Source organism: Halomonas sp. CKK8 (assembly GCF_029625235.1).
In the GTDB taxonomy this organism is placed as follows: domain Bacteria; phylum Pseudomonadota; class Gammaproteobacteria; order Pseudomonadales; family Halomonadaceae; genus Halomonas; species Halomonas ventosae.
In genome coordinates, this window is record NZ_CP121193.1 from 2,376,161 (window position 1) to 2,397,776 (window position 21,616).

Annotated in this window: 15 protein-coding genes; 2 read left to right on the top strand and 13 right to left on the bottom strand. The window is 60.5% G+C overall.

All coding sequences use genetic code 11. The features are described 5' to 3' along the window. Positions 1 to 354: 354 nt before the first annotated feature. A complete protein-coding gene (locus P8934_RS11350; RefSeq protein WP_278031131.1) occupies positions 355 to 2,385 on the top strand; it encodes a nucleoside-diphosphate sugar epimerase/dehydratase in 2,031 nt (676 codons plus the stop codon). A gap of 367 nt (positions 2,386 to 2,752) precedes the next feature. Further along, positions 2,753 to 3,697: a glycosyltransferase family A protein gene (locus P8934_RS11355; protein ID WP_278031132.1), complete on the top strand. Its 945-nt coding sequence runs from the start codon at positions 2,753 to 2,755 to the stop codon at positions 3,695 to 3,697. Positions 3,698 to 3,855: 158 nt separating this feature from the next. On the opposite strand, the gene P8934_RS11360 is transcribed toward P8934_RS11355, so the two are convergent. The 13 genes from P8934_RS11360 to P8934_RS11420 form a co-directional block, all read right to left on the bottom strand. Next, on the bottom strand, positions 3,856 to 4,893 hold the full coding sequence (locus tag P8934_RS11360) for an ATP-grasp fold amidoligase family protein (protein WP_278031133.1): 1,038 nt from the start codon (positions 4,891 to 4,893) through the stop codon (positions 3,856 to 3,858). A gap of 746 nt (positions 4,894 to 5,639) precedes the next feature. Next, entirely contained in the window at positions 5,640 to 6,575 is a 936-nt protein-coding gene (locus tag P8934_RS11365; RefSeq protein ID WP_278031134.1) for an ATP-grasp fold amidoligase family protein, read from the bottom strand. 57 nt (positions 6,576 to 6,632) lie between these two features. Next, positions 6,633 to 7,805, bottom strand: coding sequence for a DegT/DnrJ/EryC1/StrS aminotransferase family protein (locus P8934_RS11370; protein ID WP_278031135.1), 1,173 nt, complete (start codon positions 7,803 to 7,805; stop codon positions 6,633 to 6,635). Next, on the bottom strand, positions 7,798 to 8,874 hold the full coding sequence (locus P8934_RS11375) for a hypothetical protein (RefSeq protein ID WP_278031136.1): 1,077 nt from the start codon (positions 8,872 to 8,874) through the stop codon (positions 7,798 to 7,800). The genes P8934_RS11370 and P8934_RS11375 overlap by 8 nt, the downstream gene beginning before the upstream one ends. Continuing rightward, positions 8,867 to 9,490: a sugar transferase gene (locus tag P8934_RS11380; RefSeq protein WP_278031137.1), complete on the bottom strand. Its 624-nt coding sequence runs from the start codon at positions 9,488 to 9,490 to the stop codon at positions 8,867 to 8,869. The genes P8934_RS11375 and P8934_RS11380 overlap by 8 nt, the downstream gene beginning before the upstream one ends. Continuing rightward, positions 9,487 to 10,617, bottom strand: coding sequence for a glycosyltransferase family 4 protein (locus P8934_RS11385; RefSeq protein ID WP_278031138.1), 1,131 nt, complete (start codon positions 10,615 to 10,617; stop codon positions 9,487 to 9,489). Before P8934_RS11385 ends, P8934_RS11380 begins: the two co-directional genes overlap by 4 nt. 17 nt (positions 10,618 to 10,634) lie before the next feature. Then, positions 10,635 to 11,783 (bottom strand): glycosyltransferase, encoded by a 1,149-nt coding sequence (locus tag P8934_RS11390; protein WP_278031139.1) that lies wholly within the window; start codon positions 11,781 to 11,783, stop codon positions 10,635 to 10,637. A gap of 36 nt (positions 11,784 to 11,819) precedes the next feature. After that, entirely contained in the window at positions 11,820 to 12,764 is a 945-nt protein-coding gene (locus P8934_RS11395) for a glycosyltransferase family 2 protein (RefSeq protein WP_278031140.1), read from the bottom strand. A gap of 108 nt (positions 12,765 to 12,872) precedes the next feature. Continuing rightward, positions 12,873 to 14,240 (bottom strand): hypothetical protein, encoded by a 1,368-nt coding sequence (locus tag P8934_RS11400; RefSeq protein WP_278031141.1) that lies wholly within the window; start codon positions 14,238 to 14,240, stop codon positions 12,873 to 12,875. Positions 14,241 to 14,312: 72 nt separating this feature from the next. Next, the gene (locus tag P8934_RS11405; RefSeq protein WP_278031142.1) at positions 14,313 to 16,556 is read right to left on the bottom strand and encodes a polysaccharide biosynthesis tyrosine autokinase; all 2,244 of its coding nucleotides are present in this window, start codon (positions 16,554 to 16,556) and stop codon (positions 14,313 to 14,315) included. Between the two features lie 120 nt (positions 16,557 to 16,676). After that, positions 16,677 to 17,864, bottom strand: coding sequence for a polysaccharide export protein (locus tag P8934_RS11410; protein ID WP_278031143.1), 1,188 nt, complete (start codon positions 17,862 to 17,864; stop codon positions 16,677 to 16,679). A 678-nt stretch (positions 17,865 to 18,542) separates the two neighbouring features. After that, entirely contained in the window at positions 18,543 to 19,736 is a 1,194-nt protein-coding gene (locus tag P8934_RS11415; protein ID WP_278031144.1) for a right-handed parallel beta-helix repeat-containing protein, read from the bottom strand. A 23-nt stretch (positions 19,737 to 19,759) separates the two neighbouring features. Next, positions 19,760 to 21,574, bottom strand: coding sequence for an ABC transporter ATP-binding protein (locus tag P8934_RS11420; RefSeq protein ID WP_278031145.1), 1,815 nt, complete (start codon positions 21,572 to 21,574; stop codon positions 19,760 to 19,762). Positions 21,575 to 21,616: the final 42 nt, after the last annotated feature.

Below are 21,616 nucleotides of genomic sequence, written 5' to 3' on the forward strand. Positions count from 1 at the left end.
CTTGCTCGCACCCTGGCGACTCGCTCAAGCGTGCCGGCAAACCGTGACATTCTGATGTCCGCCATGCCCTTGGTGTTAGAAAGACCCGCCGAATCAGCCCCAAGGAGGTTAAGCGATGCCTCGTTGATTCGCATGAAAGTTCGCCATGCCTGGCGGATCGTTCTTGCCTTATACCCGGGTCTTTCATCGGGTTTTCTCCCCTTCGCGCGGTGAGCAAAACCATCTTGGTAACGATCGGTAGCTTTCTTATGCTTTGTAACATTATTTAACACAAGAGACGGCGGGTCGTTGCCTTCGACTCCGAAGCCTTGCCCTACGCGGCCTGCTGTCTGGCAGAGGAAGGACCCGACCAACATGGTGATTCTCGAGCGCCTCTTCCGTTTGCCGCGGCGCTACAAGCGCCTGATCCTGCTTACCCTCGATGCCTCCCTGCTGTCGCTGAGCTTCCTGGCTGCCGTCTGGCTGCGCCTGGAGCACCTGGGGCCGCTGGCCGAGCCGCCGGCGTGGGGGGTGTGGCTGGCGGTGTTGCCGGTGAGCCTGGCGATCTTCCTGCAGCTGGGCTTCTATCGCGCGGTGATTCGTTTCATGAGCACCAAGGCCCTGAACACCCTGGTGTTGGGGATTGCCAGCTCCTCTGCCCTGCTGATGCTGCTCTGTGGGCTGTTTTCCGTCGCCATGCCCCGCTCGATCGGCCTGATCTACCCGATGCTGGCCCTGCTGAGCGTGGGCGGGGTGCGCGTCTTCCTGCGCTCGCTGCATATGCGCAGCCAGATTCGCTACAAGGATCCGGTGATCCTCTACGGGGCGGGGTCCTCCGGCTCCCAGCTGGTGCACAGCCTGCGCCAGGGGGGGGAATACACGCCGGTGGCCTTTGTCGATGACTGGCGCGGCATGCATGGCACCTCCGTCGAGGGCTTGCGGGTCTACTCCCCCGAGGCGCTGCCGCGCCTGGTGAAGGACTTCGGGGCCAAGTGCATCCTGCTGGCCATGCCCAGCGCGCCGCGCACCCGGCGCCAGGAGATCCTGCGCATGCTGGAACCGCTGGCGATCCCCGTGCAGACCCTGCCGAGCATGGAGGACGTGATCGCCGGGCGCGCCCAGCTCAACGAGATCCGCGATGTCACCGTCGAGGACCTGCTGGGGCGCGATACCGTGCCCCCTGACCAGACGCTGCTGGATGCCAACATCCGCGACAAGGTAGTGATGGTGACCGGCGCGGGGGGCTCGATCGGCTCGGAGCTGTGCCGCCAGGTGCTGCAGCAGGCCCCCCGCGAGCTGCTGCTGTTCGAGTTCAGCGAATATGCGCTGTATGCCATCGAGCGGGAGCTACTGCAGCGGGTCAAGGAGCAGAAGCTGGAGGTGACGGTGCGGGCGCTGCTCGGCTCGGTGCAGGATCGCCAGCGGCTGGATAGCGTGCTCAAGGCCTTCGGGGTGGCGACCATCTATCATGCCGCGGCCTTCAAGCATGTGCCCATGGTGGAACACAACAGCATCCAGGGGATTCTCAACAACGTCTTCGGGACCCTAGCCACCGCCCAGGCGGCGATCGCGCATGGCGTGGAGACCTTCGTGCTGATCTCCACCGACAAGGCGGTACGCCCCACCAACGTGATGGGGACCACCAAGCGGCTGGCGGAGCTGGTCTGTCAGGCGCTGGCCACGCAGCAACGGGGCACGCGCTTCACCATGGTGCGTTTCGGCAACGTGCTGGGCTCCTCCGGCTCGGTGGTGCCGCTGTTCAACGACCAGATTGCCCGGGGCGGGCCGGTCACCGTCACCCATCCCGAGGTCACCCGCTACTTCATGACCATTCCCGAGGCTTCCCAGCTGGTGATCCAGGCGGGAGCCATGGGCAGCGGCGGCGACGTCTTCGTGCTGGACATGGGAACCCCGGTGAAGATCGCCGAGCTGGCGGCGGAGATGATTCGTCTCTCGGGCCTGGAGGTGCGCAGCGAGACGAACCCCGAGGGCGATATCGAGATCCGCTTCTCCGGCCTGCGGCCGGGCGAGAAGCTCTACGAGGAGCTGCTGATCGGCGAGGGCGTGGAGAAGACGGCGCATCCCCGCATCCTGTGCGCCCACGAGGCCTACTGGCCCTGGCCGCGGCTGGAGGCCTACCTGCAGACGCTCTATCGCGCCACGAGGGAGCACCGCCACGACACCATCCGCCACCTGCTGCTGGAGGCGCCCACCGGCTATGCCCCCACCTCGGACGAGATCACCGACCTGGTCTGGCGGCACACGCCCGCCACCGAGGAGAGCCCCGCGCTGGCGCCTTACCCCATTGCGGCCAGCCAGTTGAGCTGTGCCGCCGCGCCCTCCTGGGTGACGCGTGAGGAGCCGGTGATGGCCAACATGGCCTCGTCCTACGCGTCTCGGCGCTAGGACGCGGATGAATACATGGGCCCGGGGTTGGATCGGGATTGTGGGAGCGATCTTCAGATCGCGAAGACAACCCCACCGCCGCTGCGCGCCGGATCGCGAAGCGAAGCTTCGCTCCCACAAGGGCCCGGAGCTGGATCGGGATTGTGGGAGCGATATTTATATCCGGTTCGACGCCTCGACGATGGCGCCGCTAGGCGCCCAGGACAACCCCACCGCCGCTGCGCGGCGGATCGCGCAATACATTGCGCTCCTACAGTGGCCCGGAGCTGGATCGGGATTGTGTCTGGCCAGTGACCCGCTCCTTACCGCTGGGTGTCGGGAGCAGGTTATCTGGCGCTTGCCTCGGTATGCCCATCAGGAGATCGCCATGGGACCCAGCATTTCGGTAATCATTCCCGTCTACAACAAGGAGGAGTACGTCGCCAGAACCCTGCACTCCGTTCTGGATCAAACGCCCCCCAATCTGGAGATCCTCATCGTCGATGATGCCTCGACGGACCGAAGTCTCGAGCGAGTGGCAGAATTCGATGATCCGCGTATCCGGGTGTTGAGACGCGACACGCCTGGCCCGGGCGGCTATGCCGCCAGGAACCTCGGCATCCGCCAGGCAACGGGAGAGTGGATCGCCTTCCTCGATGCGGATGACTGCTGGCGACCGGACCACCTCGAGAACGCCCTCGACATGGCCGAGCAGAACCCTGAGGTGCCCATCATCTCGGCCGCCCGCCTCGACCAGTTCGGCAGCCAGCAGCGACTGGACCCCTTCAGCCAGCACTTTATCGCCCATGGCCCCCAGCGCCTCTATCTTGCGGACTATATCAAGCAGGCCCGCCAGGGGCGGCGTGCCATGCAGACCAATACCCTGCTCATTCGGCGGGCGGCGCTATTCAGCCATGAGCTATTCCCGGAGGGGCGCACGGCGCGCTCAGGGGATCTCTATGCATGGATAACGCTGTTGGCGAGGCTCAAGGTCATGGTCTGGTCACCGCATATTGCGGCGACCTCCTACCGTGACGTGATTGGCGTATCGCGCACCTCGACGCCCACCATCCAGTTATTCCAGGAGATGGTGGAGGAATTGGCCCCCCATGTGAGCCGCGACGAACATGCTCTGGTCAGGGGTGCTGCCAATCAGCTGATCAAGTATGCCTGGATCGAGAAGAAGAAAAAGCGCATGGCGTTGCCCCTGTTCGGCTTGCCGAGCGCGTTTTTCTGGAAGGGACACGTACGCTACTGCTTGAAGTGGAGCCTGATCTCTATGGTGCCCATCACCCTTCTCGAAGCGGTACACAGGCGATTCCTGGCCAAGTGAGCCGGGAACCCGCCATGCAGCGCCTTGATGACGGCGTGCGTGCCCCTCGTCTGCGAGCAAGCGCGCAAGTAGAGCACCGCAACGCTTCCCGCGGGAGGCGTTGCACCGGCGGGTGGCCTGGGCGCTGGCAGGGCCTTCGAGGTTTTCCCGTTGGGGCTTTACCCTTCGCCGGCCTGGCGTGAGCGTGAGGGGTCGCTAAGTGGCGTGTTGGTGAGTGGCGTGTTAGTGAGTGGCTTGTCAGCGAGCGGCCGGTTGGCTGCGTCGGGGATCGAAGGTGAACTGTCATCCAACGGCGCATCCGGCAGCGTCAGCAGGTCGCCGAGGTAGCGAAGGCCCTCCTCGTTCAGGCGGGTCGACATGCTGGAGTTGGGCGTGAAGGTCAGCTCGCCCAGCATCGGGGTGCCCTCATTGTCGTAGAGGTCGACCCGGACAAACGGGAAGGGCTTGGCGAGCTTCTCGGCACAGGCCAGCATCTCGGGCAGACAGGCAGGGGGCTCGGGCGGCGTGTCCCGTCGCAACTCCTCGAGGGAGATCGGCAAGGTGTTCCAGTCGAGGTCGAAGAAGTCGACGCGAAGGCCCTGCTCTCTCTCCGAACATACCTCGACCAGCTTGGCCTTGCCGTTGAAGCAGAAGATCTTGTAGTCCCAGGGCAGCAGGCCCGACGGGGTCTCGATATAGGCTTCGAGAATGATCCGCGGCGTTATCCTGTCGTAATGCGGCTCCAGACTCTTCCTGCCGAATCTCTCGCCCATCCATTGCCACAGCTGCTGCCTGACCGCCTCCGGGTCAAGCTCGTGCTTGTTGCGGGTGACTATATTGTACTTGCAGCCGTGCGTGCACTTGAGGGCAAACTTCTCGGGGAGCTCATCCCAGATGATCTCATCGGGCGATTCGTATACGGCCAGCAGGCGATTCAGGATATGGTCGCACCCTTGGCTGGCCACATAATGATATACCTGATACTTGTCGGCGCAGATCGCCTTCAGCGGGTCGTCCCAGTAGATCTTTAGCCATTGCAGCTTTTCGTTGAAATCCGTTGGCCGCTTGAGGTTGAGGTACTTGCCCGTGCGCCGAAAATAGAGCAGCTGGGCCGCCGTGGCCGGCGATAGATCATTGATGGTATTGAGCATACCGTTCCAGGCGGTGCGCCTCGATTGCCTCAACTGCCCGAGCAGGTATCCTCGATCGACAGGCATAACGACTCCCTTTGCGACACGTATCGGTTCGAACTCTGTTCAGCCATGCGCAAACCGCCATGCCATCCACAGCAGTGAAACGCATCGCAGCGAAATGCCTCTCACCCTCTTGTTGCGCGGTGCCGGATGATGGGGTGAAGGCCATGATCTGCATCAAGGAAAGAAAAATAAAACACCGTTTTTTTGCCTCCTGAGCAGGATGGCAGAAAACCCTTATCGAGTCGCTCCGATCTTTCTCACTACCTGGCGAGGGACTCTCAAGCAAAAGTCAGGTAGCAAGGTCTCAGAGAAATCGGTTAGCGCTAATTAAGATTGCCATGCTCGCTCGATGAGGCAACGCATATTGATGCCGCCGCTGCGCGGCGGATCGCGAAGCGGAGTCGAGGCGTCGAACCGTTCGCTCCCACAAGGGGCCGGAGATGGATCGGGATTGTGGGAGCGATCTTCAGATCCGGTTCGACGCCTCGACGATGGCGCCGACAGGTGCCCGGGGGTTATCGCCGCCGCTGCGCGCCGGATCGCGCCATAAATTGCGCTCCCACAGTGGCCCGGAGCTGGATCGGGATTGTGGGAGCGATATTCAGATCCGGTTCGACGCCTCGGCGATGGCGCCGCCAGGTGCCCGGGGGTTTTCGCCGCCGCTGCGCGCCGGATCGCGCAATAAATTGCGCTCCCACAACGGTTCTTCGCCTCCTTCAATCCAAAATGCGATGATCCCAATAAATTGCGCTCCCACAGCATCTGGCTCAGGTGCGATGAATGGTGTGCATCCCCGGGGGTGACGTCGATGGCGTCTGGCGGTCAAAGGGCGCTTCGGGTAGCGTCAGCAGGTCGCCCAGGTAGCGCAGGCCATACTCGCTATAGCAGGTGGACATGCTGGACCCCGGGGTAAAGGTCAGCTCGCCGAGGATCGGCACGCCATCGTTGTCGTAGAAATCCACACGCACGAACGGGAAGGGCTGTGCCAGCTTCTCGGCATAGGCCACCATCTCATCGAAACAGGCGGGTCGCTCAGGCGGCGACTCACGCTGCAGGGTCTCGAAGGAGATCGCCAAGCGGTTCCACGCCAGGTCGAAGAAGTCGAGCTTCAGCTCGCGCTCTCGCTCCGAACATACCTCGACCAGCTTGGCCACGCCGTTGAAGCAGTAGATCTTGTAGTCCATGGGCAGCAGGCCTGCCCGGTTCTCGATATAGCGTTCGAGGATGATCCGCGGGGTGATCTTGTCGTAGTGGGGCTCGAGGTTGCCCTTGCCGAACTTCTCTCCCATCCACTTGGACAGCTTGCGCTTGACGACCTCCGGGTCGAGCTCGTGCTTGTTTCGGGTCACAATGTTGTAGCCACAGCCATGCGTGCACTTCAGGGCGAACCGCTCCGGGAGTTCGTCCCAGTCGATCTCCTCGGGTGAGTGGTAGACGGACAACAACGTGTTCAGGGCGTTGCCGCACCCCTGGCGAATCACATACTGGTGCATCTCGTACTTGTCAGCGCAGAGGGTGATCAGCGGATCGTGCCAGTAGATCTTGAGCCACTGCAGTTTTTCGTTGAAGTCCCTGGGCTTTCTGACGTTGAGATATTTTCCCGTCTTCCTGAAATAGAGGATCTGGGCGGCGGTGACCGGGGATACCCTGCTGATACGGTGGAGCGTAGAGCGCCACAGGCGACGGCGTGCATTCTTTATCATGGTGTCTCTCCCCTTCCTTCAGCGTCCTTGATTATCATTTAATCGTCGTATCGTGGTTCAGCTCGCCGCCTGCTCCATGACCGTGGTCAAGGCGTGGCAGGTTGCCTCTATCTCTTGCGGGGTCAGGGTCGGATGGCAGAGGAACATCAGGCTGGTGTCGCCCAGCTCACGGGCTACCGGCAGCCGCGTTTCGGGTCGCCACCCGGTGCCCTCGAAGGCCTTTTCAAGATAGATCTCGGAACAGGAGCCGCTGAAGCAGGGCACGCCGTGCGCCACGATTTCAGCGATGATGCGCTCACGACTCCAGCCCGGCTTGAGACGCTGGGGCTCGACGAAGACGTAACACTTGTAGGCGGCATGCTGGCTGGACGCGGGCACAGGCGGCACGCGCAGCCCCGGGCACTGGCGGGCAGACTGCCAGATGCGCTCGGCGTTGGCGCGGCGAGTCGCCGACCACTCGGACAGGCGGCGCAGCTGGATACGGCCGATCGCCGCCTGCATCTCGGTGAGACGCCAGTTGGAGCCCAGGCTGTGGTGCAGCCAGCGAAAACCGGGCGGGTGCTGCTGCTGGTAAACGGCATGCCAGCTCTTGCCGTGGTCCTTGTAGGCCCACATGCGTTGCCACAGGTCGGGGTCGTTGGTGGTGACCATGCCCCCTTCCCCGCCGGTGGTCATGATCTTGTCCTGGCAGAAGGACCAGCAGCCCACCTTGCCGAGGGTGCCGACGCTCTGGCCGCGATAGCGGGCACCGTGGGCCTGCGCGCAGTCCTCGATGATATGGATGCCGTTGCGCGACAGCGTCGTCAGCTCGTCCATAGCGCAGGGCCAGCCCGCCAGGTGCACGGCAATGATGGCGCGGGTGGCCGGGGTGATCACCGCGACCACGCTGGCCAGATTGATGTTCTGGGAGTCGCGGTCCACATCGGCAAACACCGGCGTGGCCCCCACCGCCGCGATGCAGGAGGCGGAGGCGACAAAGGTGCGCGAGGTGACGATGACTTCATCCCCGGGACCGATGCCCAGGCCGCGCAGGGCCAGTTCGAGGGCCAGGGTGCCATTGCTGACGGCGATGGCGTACTCGCTGCCCACCGCGTCGGCGAACTCCTGTTCGAAGTCGCGACACTCGGTGCCCGTCCAGTAGTTGACCCGGTTGGAGAGCAGGACGCGCTGGACTGCCGCGGCCTCCTCCTCGGTGAAGGAGGGCCAGGGGGAAAAGGGACCGTCAAGCATCGTGCACCTCCCGCTTCAGCAGGTCACTCTCCTTCATGAGGATCGGCCGCTCGTCGACGTCGCGCAGGAAGATCAAGTCGTCCTCGAAGGTGTAGTGCTTATAGGCGGTGGCGAAGGTGCCCGGGTCCAGGTTGGCTTCCAGGTAATCGAGCGGCAGGTTGGCGCCCGCCTGGGCCAGGACGGACATGAAGGCAACGAACCGCACGTTGATCTCGGTGATCATGGGCTGGCCGTTTGCCGCTTCCTTGAGGTCCGCCGTGAATACCCCGTGCGGTTTGGCACCATGCTGGCGGAACACCTCGCGGATGGCGTCGTCGGCAATCTCGACCAGCTGCGGCTCGTTGAGCAGGCGCCCGAACGACGTGTTGCCGGTGATACCGGAGGGCGAGACCTTCGCCATGATGTACGCCAGCCGCTCGGCACATGCAGAGCGCAGTAGCTGCCCATCGCGATAGAGCAGCTTGCAGGCCAGGTTTCGGCCCGGCAGGAATTCCGAGGCGATGAACTCGCCCACGGCGGGATTGATGCGCATCCATTCGTCGAGCTCTCCCCGACTGGCCACCTTGAGAGAGCCCAGCCCACTCGACCCCACGGTGGAACGTACCCAGAAGGGGTAAGGCAGCGAGAGGTCATCGACATTGGCGCCATTGGCGAAATTGGCATGCGCCGGGATGTAGGGCTTTTCGTGCAGGGCGTGATGCATGGCTTTCTTGTCGAGGAGCACCCGGCTTGTCTGGTAGTCGGGTACGAAGGCCTCACAGGGCAGGGCCTGCGCCTCCTTGGCCCTGGCCCAGGTCAGCACCTCCACTTCGGGCATCACCACGGCGAACGCTATCTCGTAGCGGTCGACGAGCCGGCCGATCGCCGGCCAGTACGCCTCGCTGGAACACTCTGGCACCACCTGGGTCGCGATGTAGCTGTCGCGATCATAAAGCCCGATGGCCAAGGGATTCGAGTCGACGCCCACGAAGCGATAGCGTTCGCACCCCGCATCGAGGATCGACCTGACGAAGCTGCGGGGGGTGGGACCGCCTACCCCGGTCACGAGAATATTGATCCTGTCACTCATGATGGTTGACCCTATTGTTGGTTGAACGCACCCCTTGAAACCGAGGCATGCCGATCTCGTTGGCATGGGAGATACCTTCGCGGCTGAACACTTTCTTGACCGTCAACAACAGGATCCAGACATCCAGCCGGAGAGACTGATGCTCGACGTACCAGACGTCGAAGTGAAACTTCTCCTCCCAGGTAATGGCGTTGCGCCCGTTCACCTGGGCCCAGCCGGTAACGCCGGGGCGCACCTCGTGGCGCCGGAACTGCTCGGGGGTATAGAGGGGGAGATAGTCCATCAACAGCGGGCGCGGCCCCACCAGGCTCATGTCGCCCTTGAGGACGTTCCAGAGCTCGGGCAGCTCGTCGAGGCTGGTGGCACGCAGGCGCTGGCCGAAAGGCGTGTGGCGCTGCTCGGAGGGCAGCAGCTGGCCCTGCGCATCCCGGGTATCGAGCATGGTACGGAACTTGACCATCCGGAACGGCTTGCCGTGGCGCCCGGGGCGCTGCTGGGTAAAGAGCACCGGCGAGCCAAGCTTGAGGCGGACCAGCAGCGCAACGCCCAGCAATACCGGCGACAGCAGCAGCAGCAGCATGCCGGCGGCCAGGAAATCCATCAGACGCTTGATCATGAGAACCCCATCTCCTTTAACATGACGGCGTTGACCTTGCGGACGTCGTACTTGTCCACGGCGACCTCGCGTGAGCGCTCGCCCATGCGTTCGGCGAGCTCGGGCGTCTCGAGGAAGCGCTGCATGGCGTCGGTGAGTCCCTCGACATCACGCGGCGGAACCAGGTAGCCGTTCTGCCCATCCACCACGGTCTCACGACAGCCGGGGGTGTCGGTGGTGATCACCGGCCTGCCCATGGAGAGCGCTTCGAGAATGGTGCGCGGGATCCCTTCCCGGTAGTAGGTGGGCAGCACGAAGACGCTCGCGCTCTCCAGCGCCTGACGGACATCGGTGAGCTTGCCCAGATAGGTAATCACGCCGTCCTTCTTCCATTGCGCCAGCTCCTGGAGGGTGATCGAGCGCGGGTTGCTGTCGAGGGCCCCCACCAGCTGGAACTCGGCGTCGGGATAGCGCTCCTTGAGGCGATAGGCGGCGGCGGCATACTCGCGGATGCCCTTGTCGATCAGCAGCCGGGCGACCAGCACGAAGGTGACGCGACGCGAGGGGTGACGATGCGACGCATAGTGATCGAGGTCGACCCCGGAGCCGTTGACCACTACCGAGGGCGTGGTGCCATTGAGCACGCCGAGCTCACGGAACAGCGTCTGGTCATCGATGTTCTGGAAGAAGACCTTGTGGGCATGGCGCAGCGCCCGACGATAGAGGCGGGTCACGATGGCGCTGACCAACCGCTGCCGCCGGCTCTCCTTGGCCTCCAGGAAGGTGTAGCCAAGCCCGGTGATCAGCGCATAGCGATGGGGACAACCGCCCATGGCGGCAGCCAGGGTGCCGAAGATCACCGGCTTGATGGTGTAGCCCAGCACATGGTCAGGATTGATGCGCCGCACCAGCCGAATCAGCTCGATCAGGGTGCGAATGTCACCCACCGGGTTCATGCCCGTTCGATCGAGATGAATCTCATGGGGATACGCCCCCAGCGCCGTGAGCTTGGCGTGTACCTCGCTGTCGGGTGTCAGCCCTGGCGCGGCGGCATGCACGGTCAGCCCCTGGGCGATCAGTTCGGCGATCAGGTGGCCGCGAAAATGAACTAGCGACCCTGGAGCCCCGGCAATGATGAGAAATTTCATGGCGTGTCCTTGTCCAGTCATGTGGCGGCGCTCATGCAGCTGCTCCATACCGCGTTGTACGACGTCACCATCCGATCGATGGTGAAGTGCTCCCCGATCCTCGCGGCACAGGCCTGGCGGCGCTGCTCCCACGCGTCGGGGGCCTGCTCACGCTCGTTCAAGGCGGCCTCGATGGCATCCGCGAGCCGTTGAGGGTCACGGGGGGGCACGACCCAGCCGGTGTCATCGATGATCTGGGCGGTATCGCCCACGTCCGTGCCGACACAAGGGGTCCCGCAGGCCATGGCCTCGGCGATGACGTTGGGGAACGCCTCGCCGAAGGCGCTCGAGAGGATGTGCAGGTCCAGGCTGTTCATGATGGCGGGAATGTCCGAGCGCCGACCCAGCAAGCGGATATGGGAAGCGAGCCCGAGCTCCTCGATCCAGCCGGCCAGTTGCGCGTTGTCAGCATCGAGTGAGGCACCCACCAGCAGGCACAGCACGTCGTGACCACGTGCCTTGAGCTCGGCCAGGGCCTTGAGCAGGGTCGGGTGGTCCTTCTGCACATTGAAGCGCCCTACCATGCCCAGCAGCGGACGTGAGGCATCGAGATCCAGTCGTTCGCGGCGGTAGGCGGCGATCTCGCCGGGCGCGAAGGGCCGGTAATCGGCGAGGTCGTAGCCATTGGGGATCACGACCATCTTCGCTCCCCGATAGCCCATCGCTTCATGCAGCCGCAGCGCCTCGCTGGCACAGCATACGATGCGCCGTGGCACCAGCCCGGAGAGCCTGGCACAGAGGCGCGCCGCGATAATCGAGGAGCGCGAGCTCTGCCCCGCCTCCAGGGCGGTATGGCGGATTCCCCAGCAGACCAGCCGGATGCCGGCCAGGCGCGCGGAAAGCCCACCCAGCAGGTCGGGGTGGTACATCCAGGTCTGGACCAGGTCGGGGCGGTAGCGGCGCATGGCGCGCCATAGTCGAACCATCCCGCCCAGCGAGACGCCCTGCCGAGAGAACCCCATGGAGACGACCTCGGCCCCCTGCTCACGAAGCGGGGCTTCGAGGTCTCCGCCGCCGATCAGGGTCAGGACGGTATGACGATTGCGCGTATCACTGGTGCAGAGTCGAAACAGGGCCGACTGGGCCCCGCCCGGATACAGACTGCTGATGACATGGACGATATGCATGGTCGAATCTCGTGGCTAGATGGACGTCGGGTGGGCTCACTCTGACGAGAAGCGCTGCTTCATCCATTCGAGGACGCCAAAAGGCACCAGTGATATCAGCGTCCACTTGAGGCAGTACCCCACATTGTTACGCCAGAACAGGGCACCGGGCAGCCTGAACAACGGCAGCGAGACACGCTTTTTCTTCTGCTCGAGCCAGGCGTACTTGATCATCTTGTTGGCATAGAGCCGCAGCCAGCGCGCTTCTTCATCGCAGAGGCAGGGTCTGAGCTCGTCGACCATATGGCGAAAGAGTTCGATGGAGGGCGTGCTGTTACGCGAGACGCCCTGCATGTCGCCGCTGTAGATGGAGGCCACGTGGGGCGACCAGACCATCAGCTTCAAGCGCGCCAACAGCGCTACCCAGGCATAGAGATCACCGGAGCGGTCGGTACGTCCTGCCGGGAAGACACAATGGGTGACCAGGGCGGAGCGCTTGAGCAGCACCGAGTTGGTGCCCATCGCCCTAAGCCCCATGCAGGCGTGCTGGAGATAGTCCGTGAGATAGAGCACCTGGGGCCCCTGCCTCATGTAGCGCTGTCCGTAGGGGTCGAGCTGCTGTTGACTGCCTTTCTGCGTCAGTCTTGCCGCGCTGATGATCGGCACATCCGGATAGCGCAGGGCGATGCTCATGGCCTGGTCGAGGTGATTGGCCATCCAGATGTCATCGGCGTCGAGAAAGGCCACCCAGTCTCCGCGCGCCTCCTTGATGCCGTAGTTGCGGGCCGCATAGCCGCCGGGACCGGGCACGCTTCGCTTGAGCACACGAACTCGGGGGTCCTGGAAGGCGGCCACCCTGTCCAGACTGCCATCCTGCGAGGCGTCATCGACAATGAGAACTTCCAGCTTCGGGTAGCTCTGGTTCAATACGGAATCGAGTGCCCTGGCAACATAACGTTCCTTGTTGTAGACGGGTATGATCACGCTGACGAGGGCCCGCATAGTATTCTCCAGTTCCCTGTGATGACGAACGTGCTTTCGTACGCTTGCCTTGTTTCTTGTTACTTCTCACGCCTTACGCCTTACGCCTTAGGTTTTAGGTTTTAGGTTTTAGGTTTCATGGTGACTCGCCCTCCCCCCTTCTTCAGGCTGCATCTGATCCTGGCGCTGATCGGAAAGGAAGGGTGAACAGGAGGCGTAGCAGATGCCCATGCCGATCATCATCCAGACAAGACGCGCCGAGTAGCCCTTGAAGATGAAGGGTTCCTTGATCTCGGCGATGAACATGATGATCATGATCACGATCCAGACGCTCTTGTAGTGAGTAAGGTTGAAGAGATACTTCGCCAGGAAGGCATAGAAGCAGTAGAACGCCAGGGCGAGCGGAATACCCAGGGCGGTGAGCATGCGCATGTAACCGGCATCCACACTTCCCTGCAGGGTAAAGTCGCCCCAGTGAGCCCCGACGCCGAAGAGCAGTTTCCCCCACTTGTTGGGAATCTCGAACATATTGGCAACGGCTCGCGTGGTGCCCTCCTCCCGCAGGCCTTCAACACCTTCATAGAGGAAGCTGATGGAGTAAGCGAGCACGTTATCGGGAAAGAAGATCGCGAAGACCGGTGGCGCCACCACGATGATCGCCGCCAAGCTGATATAGAGAAAGAAGCGGCGGAGTGATAGCTTGTTCCTCGCCATCATGAGATTCAGGGCGTGAAAGATCACGATGCCGATAAACCCGATCAGAATGCCGGTACGGCCGATAAACAGCAGGGAGGTGAAGATCGTGACGGACGCAACCAGGGTATAGACAACCCCAATCTTGTGCTTGATATAGAGCGCCTGGATGATGACCAGCACCATGCCGTGGAACAGTGAAAGGTTGGCTGCCCCCCCCGAGGCGATACCGCGCAGGCGATACTCCCGTGTCAGGTAGTTGATATTGGAGTTTTCCGGCAGGTAGAGCATGGATTCAACAAAGGCCCGGAAGGCAGGAACATGGTACTCGATGACAATGATCAGCGCATTGACAAAGACAACGAAGGTCACCAGCTTGAAGATCAAGGTGATCACCTGATCCATATCCAGCGCCTTCTGCATCAGGCTCATGGCCAGCACCAGTCCGAGCATGATGTAGATACAGACCTGGATCAGATAGGTCTGAAAGGCCGTGGTGAACTCAACGGAGTAGATGGCCACTACGACAAGGTTGTAAATCGCAAACAGGCAAAGAACGATAAAGACCATGAGCACGGATTCTAGTGCCAGTACCTTGAAGGCAAGGCGAAAGTGCCTCATAAGCAGGAAAGCAGTGGCCAGCATGCCCCCGTGCAGCACCATGACGCGCAGGTCGAAGTAAGGCGCCAACAGATAGAGATAGAGAAAGAGCGTCAGCATGGCGACGTTAGAGTAGCTCAAGCCGTGCAGATAACGGAGCCCACGGAAGCTATCAGCATCTGCTGTGCGAGTCTGATATTTCACGGCATTCTACCTTCATGGTTGGCTGGCTGAGTGAGATACCGGGCCGGGGTTATCCCGACCCGCACAGCTCGATCATTTGTAGGAATAGTTGTAATAGCCGTAGCCATAGCTGATCGCAGCGGTCTTCTCGATGGCGTTGAGCACGCAGCCCTTCACCTGAATACCGGTGCTCTCGAGACGACGGGTCGCGATCTTCACCTCGCGCACGGGGTTCACTTCGAAGCGTGCGACCATGAGAGTGGTACCGACCACCCTGCCGATCAGCGAGGCATCGGTAACGGCCAGGATGGGCGGTGTATCGATGAAGACCAGGTCGAAATCCTGACAGACACTCTCGACGAGGTCGGCAAAGTTCTGCCGCATCAACAGCTCCGAGGGGTTGGGCGGCGCTACACCACGCTTCATGTAATAGAGATTGGGCACGTCACAGCTGTGCACGGCCTCCTTAAGCGACAGCTTGCCTGAGAGTGCTTCGGAGAGCCCGCCCTTGGAGTCATCGTTGAAGATATGATGCAGGTTGCCCTTTCGCATGTCCGCGTCAATGATCAGCACTTTCTGGCCGGCCTGGGCGCACACGAAGGCAAGGTTGGCCGAAACGAAGCTCTTGCCGATACCCGGACTCGGCCCGGTGATCATGATGGCGTTGTTACGGGCATCCATCATCGCGAAGTGCAGGCTGGTACGTAGGCCGCGAATGGACTCGGTGGCCATATCGGTCGGATAGAGCTTGGCCAGAAAGCTACCGATGGCATGCGAGGATGCCTTGTCATTACGCGACTTCACCCGCTTGACGAGCTTCATCTGGTCACTGGAACGCGGCACGGTGGCATAGACCGGAATACCGAGGTCTTCCAGCTGCTCGGCGCTCTCGATGCCCTTGTTGAGCATGTTGCGCAGAAGGATCAGACAGACGGCCAGTACCAGGCCGGCGAGCATGGCGGCGATCACGATCAGTGCCGACTTGGGCTTGATCGGCCCGGTCGAGACGGCAGCGAAGTCGATGATACGCACGTTGCCCACTGTCGCGGCCTTGGCGATATTGAGCTCCTGCATGCGATTGAGCAGCTGCACATAGATCTGCTGGGTGACCTCGACGTCACGCGTCATGCGCAGGATCTGCTGCTGCGTCTCGGGAAGGGTGCCGGTCCGCTCCTCCAGCTTGGCCTTCTCACGCTGTAACTGGGCACGTTGTTCCAGAAGGGCGGCATACTGCGGGTGGTTTGGCGTGAAGCGCCGCGAGATCTCCGACTCCTGCATCTCCAGCTCGTTGAGCTTGCTCTCGATGTCCAGCATGCTGCTGAGCACGTTCTGCGTCTCCTGGTTCAGGTCGACGCTGTCCTGCTCGGAGCGGTATTCGTTGAGCCGATTCTCCGCCTCGACCAACTGCTCGCGCACGTTCGGCAACTGCTTGTCGAGGAACTCGAGGCTCTTTTCCGCCTCGGCAGCCTGCCGGGCGATGTTCTGGGTCAGATACACTTCGGCGATGGTATCGAGGGTGGCGCCCACCTCGGTACGATCAGGCCCAGTCAGGAGCAGTTGCAGCACACCGGTATCACTCTCCCCCCGCTGACTGACGCTGAAGCGTGATTTGAGACTGTTGATGGCCGCCTGCTCGCTACGCTTGACGACCTGGAACTGGGCCCCGGCCGGGGCCTGGAGCTCGCTGACCCGAATCTCGATCCAGGGTTCTTCGGACGTGACACGCTCGCCGGGCATACCGGAGAGAAGAGGCTCACCTTCCTGGTCCAGCAGACGATAGCCACCTCCATTAGTCACCTCGAGAATCAGCGGCCGGTTCACCAGCTCGGGCGCGGTACTCAGGGAGTCGACGGTAACGCTCTCGCCGCCCCAGACCTCAGGCCTGCCTTCAGCGAAACCTGGCCGACGAATATCGTTGCGAATCAGAAAATCGCCGATCACGGGTACCGTCACCGGGGACACGGAAATATCCAGCTTCTGCTGATTCGCCGCGCGTCCGATGATCATCCGCGAACGCAGTATCTCCATCTGCGCCGCCGTTCTGGGTTCTTCTTCAAGCAGCATGGCGGCAATCTCGTCGGCGCCACTGGAGTTGCCGGTCTTTTCGACCTGAACCAGGGCGTCCCCCTGATAGATGGGCGTGGCTAGCATGGAGTAGACCATTCCCCCCAGACCGAAAAGCAGGGTCAGGAAGATGATCTTCCACTTGTTATCCAGGAGAAGGCCAAACATGCGCCCCAGGTCAACGTTCTCATCATTCGGAGACGGCATGCTCGTGGCGGTGGGTATCGTCCGCCCTAACTGGACGGGATTGCTGCTGGTATTCAAGCTGTTCATGTTGACCTCGTCCCTGGAGGGCAGGTGGTGGGGAGACCAGGAATCGCGACAAGGAGGGTGACGACCGCATGCCTGGTGGATTACCCAGGGATGCCGGCCGTCACCATCAACCTTGGCGCATTAGAGATCGCCCACGTCGGTAGCCGTACTTGCCACGTTGCCGGGCAGGCTGATGGAAGGCAGCAGCAAGCTGATGACGTTGTTCCAGCGTGCCAATGGGGCGGAGGTCACGTAGACCACATCCTGCGGCTGCAACGGGAAGTAGGACCCCATGTTCAGCGCTACTGCATTGGAGATGTCGAGCTGGAAGACGGTCGCCATCTTCTCGCTGCCCTGACCGTTGCCACGGATCACGAAGATGCCGGAGGGCTCGGCGCGAGACTCGACGACACCACCGGCCCGAGACAGGGCGTCCGTCAGGGTCAGGCGCTCCCGTCCGGCGAGGATTTGGCCGGGGTTACGCACTTGCCCCATGATGGCAATGCCCTGGTTCTCGGCCGACGAGACATGCAGGACGTCGCCGGGCCGCATCAACCGGTTTTGCGTCATGTCGCCATTCTTGAGCATCTCGTACAGCGACAGGGTGATTTCCCGACCGTCGCGATTGAGGGTCACGTGATGCCAGTTGGCGTTATCCGCCGCGCCCCCTGCCTGACTGACGGCGTCCAACAGCGTGATGGGCACGTTGGTGATGGGTTGGACCCCGGGGTTTTCAACGGCGCCGCTGACATAGAATTTCTTGGAGCGGAAAGCCGCCACGCTGACCTCGATCTGCGGGTCGGCGATGTAGGTGGAGAGCCGGCTGGTGAGTATCCGACGGATCTCTTCGACCGTCTTGCCCTCCACCTGGATATTGCCGATGTAGGGGTAGTAGATGGAGCCATCGGAGTGCACCAGGGTGCCAGACTCTTCGGCACTGCGCTCGCTACCCGCCGGGATCGTCAGCTCCGGGTGGTCATAGACGATGATATTGAGTACATCACCGGCACCTACCTGATATTGATAGTTCTCCATCTGGCGAAGCATCTCGGTCGACATGGTCCGTGAGGTCGGCTCTGCGCTCTGGGCACGGTAGGTTGATATCAAGGATGGCGTAATCGGGACGATATCGACTTGATCATCAAGCGAAAGCTGCTCGGTCGACTCATAGTCGATGTGGCCGCCGGGCGCCAAGGAACAGCCCGTCATCGCACCTACGGGCAAGAGTGAGATGGCGAACCAGGCGCCATGGACAAGCCTCTTCATTGTTGTTGCCTCCCTTGCTTCAATGATATTCGGCGACCGCGTGCTGGGGTCAGAATGAAACATGCTTTTTCCCCTCTAAGTCATCCCGATGTGTTTCATCTTGCTATTTTTCATCGTCTATTTGTCATCGATATTTTATCATCGATCTTTGTATCATCGACCTATTGGCCATCGATCCGTGCTTCGTCGAAGCGCTGGATGAAGACGAGCAGGCGATATCAACTTGAGCGTGTGATAAGCCTTAAGAGGTTGCCCCTTCCTTAAGTTTCCACCCATTCTAATGCTGCCAACGAATGCGCTTCCGTCTTTCTTTATCGCCCTTCCTTTATCGCCCTTCCTTGGGTGCTGGTCCTTCGTTGATCGCCTTTCGTATCACGTCTCGCTCTTCTCGTTTTCTGTTGAACGTTACGTCGGGGATAGGCAACAAACGAAAGGTATCTGTTACAGCCTCTCAATAATGATTACACAAGGTTACACATTTATCGAATCATGACTCAGGTGAAATTTCTCATACCAAACTTCAGCCATTTCAGGAGTTAAAAATAATGGAAATAAATATCAGTAATCTACAGATATTTGATATCAAAGGATAATTTTTTCAACCGAAGGAGCTTTCCAACGAGACATCTTGTGGGAAGGACCGGGGCTACCCACGAGTACTGAGCAACCCCTAACGATGGGGATGAAAGGTATAGGGCTTGATAGGATGAGTCTTCTAGTACAAGTAGGGCCAGGACGCGCTCAGGACTCGGCGGGGCTCACATTCCCCCCCAGATCCTCGAGACTGTCGGAGCGGTTCAAAAGCTTCATGAAATTGTTGCCAACCCGGCCACTCACCTGATGCGAGGTAATGATCGCATTGCTGCCATCCCCGTCGTTTCCCTGAATATCGACATTCCGCGACCAGAGCAGACGCATGTTGCCCCCTTCGAGAATATTGTCCTTTATCTTGACACTGCGGGTGAACTTGTCGGATGTGCCTTGATAGGCGTCGGTAATGGCGGACTTCGTCGTGTTGAAGCGATTGCCGATAATCCACAGACCCCGTGATATCTCTTCGTCTCGATGACGATGAAACCCGCCGTAGACGCAGCCTCGCTCCACGCTTGTCGCCGTGTTGTGCAGGACGTGAACACCCTTGTGACGATCGATCCAGTAGGCATTGCGGGTATTGACGGCGCTATTGGCGATGATCTGGGTGTCATAGGCGGACGCCAGGCGGAAGCCGTGCAGGGCCTGACCATCGGTGTGGTTGGCCATGATCAGCACGTTCTGGGCGCCACCTTCGCAGCCGATGCCCACCTGGCCACGCACTGCTCGGCACTGTCGAATGATGCCGCGGTGCGTGGAGTTCCAAAACGAACTGTGGATGTCGTTGGTAAAGCGGCCTACGCCGTAGCCGGCCACGAAGATGCCATAGCTGGAGGCATCCACGGCCTGGACCCGCTCCACCAGGAAGTCCGAAAGCCCTTCAAGGATCAACAGCGCACCGTTGTCAGTGGCCCCCTTGTCGGCACCGATCAGGGTGAAGTCGGAGAGAAAAGCGCCGTTCTCGAAGAGGCTGGTACCGACCTCGAGATCCATCAGCGTATAGCGATCCTGACTCCAGGCCTGAGCTGGGGCTTCGATGACGGTCCGATTCATGCCCCGCCCCGTGAGGCGGATACCATCCCGGAGCAGAAGCTTGCGATGGGCATACCAGTGTCCCGCCTCGATGACCCCAAGGATGCCATCCGTGGCGACATCATCGATGAAACCCTGCAGGTTTTGATGATCAGTGAGGGGGTCCCCACTGGGAAAGATGCCTGCCTCGCTGGTGGTCAGCAGGTAGGGCTTGACACGTCTCCCTTGACCTGAAGGTTCGGTAGGCGAGGACTGGGTGCCAGACGAGGCCAGGAGAAGATCCTGAGAATCGAAGATTGAACCGAGGGACATGGCAAGGCTCCTGGTGAGCGGTCTCAGCTATGGGCGGCCATCCGCTTGAAGGTGTCATTGCGGTTCGCTAGATCGTCGAAGCTGCCCGAATCGATGATACGGCCATCCTTCATCAGATGGATGATGTCGCAATGGCGAACAGTGGCCAGTCGATGGGCGATCATCACGATCGTCTTCTTGCCCATAAACTCCTGAATGGACGCCATGATCATTTTTTCGGTGATACCATCCAGCGCACTGGTGGCTTCATCCAGCACCAGCACCTGGGCATCGTGGTAAAGGGCGCGTGCAATCCCGATGCGCTGACGTTGGCCTCCGGACAGCTGTACGCCGCGCTCTCCCACACTGGTCGCCAGGCCCTCGGGCAATTCGGCGATCAGCTGATCCAGGTGGGCCAGATTGATCGCTCGGCATACGGCCTCTTCGTCGATTTCCTCGAAAGGGACACCGAACGCGATGTTCTCGCGAATAGTGGCATCAGAGAGGAAAATACTCTGTGGCACGAAGCCGATCGTGTTCTGCCACCGCCGGCGCTCAAGGGCGGTGATGGGCAGGCCATCAACCTTCAGTTCACCTTCGCTAGGCTCGATCAGGCCCAGCAGGATATCGATCAGCGTCGACTTGCCCGACCCAGAGGCGCCGACGATGCCAACCGACTGATTGGCCGGGATGACCATGCTGATGCCATTAAGGGCGAAATCGCGGGACCCAGGATAGTTGAACACGACATTATCGAGTCGAATTTCAGTGGCAGGCACGATTTGCGCCGTTTCTTTCTCCTCACGTAGCTCCGGCCGATTCAATACACGCCCTTCGGAACTTTCATACAAGTCTTCATAGACCGCTTCGAAGGATGCAATATTGCCACGGATAGACGACAGGCAGGAGTATACTCTTTGCATGGCGGGAAGTATCTTGAAGCCCGCCAATGCATAGATCGACAGGATTGGCAGGATGGTTCCCAGATTACCTTGATGTGCTGCCAACAAGTAGAGCACCAGAAAGATGATGCTGGAAAAGGCGACCCACTCCATAGCAAAGCGCGGTATCTGCGCGATCGCTGCATTGGTCCCAATCGCGTTGGCAAACCGCATACTGGCACGATTGAAGCGTTTCAGAAATATCCGCTGCTGTCCCAGCAGAAGAACATCTTTGATACCACCGAATCCTTCCGACATCATCATGAAACGTTGGGATTGACTTTTGGAAACGATACGGCCGTTCCTTACCAGGCGACGCCTCACGACTTGAAAAAGAAGAAAATAGCAGCTAACAAAGATAGTAATGCCGACAAGGGCGGCCTTAGGATCATAGAGAAAAATCGCCCCGGCCATTACCAAGGTGAGAACAAGCTTGGCATTCATCTGCAGCACTGGATTGATGACGTAGTTCGTCATCCGTAACGTTTCTTGAGATATCTGTTTGGTCAGATAGCTACTGCTTACGCTCGCATGGTAAAGCCAGGGTTGGTACAAGTAGTAACGATAGAGTCGATTTCCCAACTCGGCCCCTACCCTGGCGCCGTAGAGTGAGAGTCGCCAGATCGTAAACATGGAGATGAACGAGGATAATGCCAGTACCATGAGGACAGCAATTCCCAACCAGAACAGGAAGTCACCAGGTGTGTCGAACCCGCTCATCTGGTAGAGGGTTGCAGCGAGCTTTCCTTCCTGCTGCAAGAGACTCATGTCACCGACCAGCGCCATGAAAGGGCCGATTGCTGCCACTCCCGCCAACTCCGCGAAAGACATCAATATGATAAGAACCTGCAGCCTGAGTAACTTTCGTCGCTGGCTCTTGTCCAGGAGTGCATATAAGTCTCTCAGTTTCTTCAGCATTTCAGAGTCATCCTTGTGCCGGCCTCGGATTAATGACCTTTG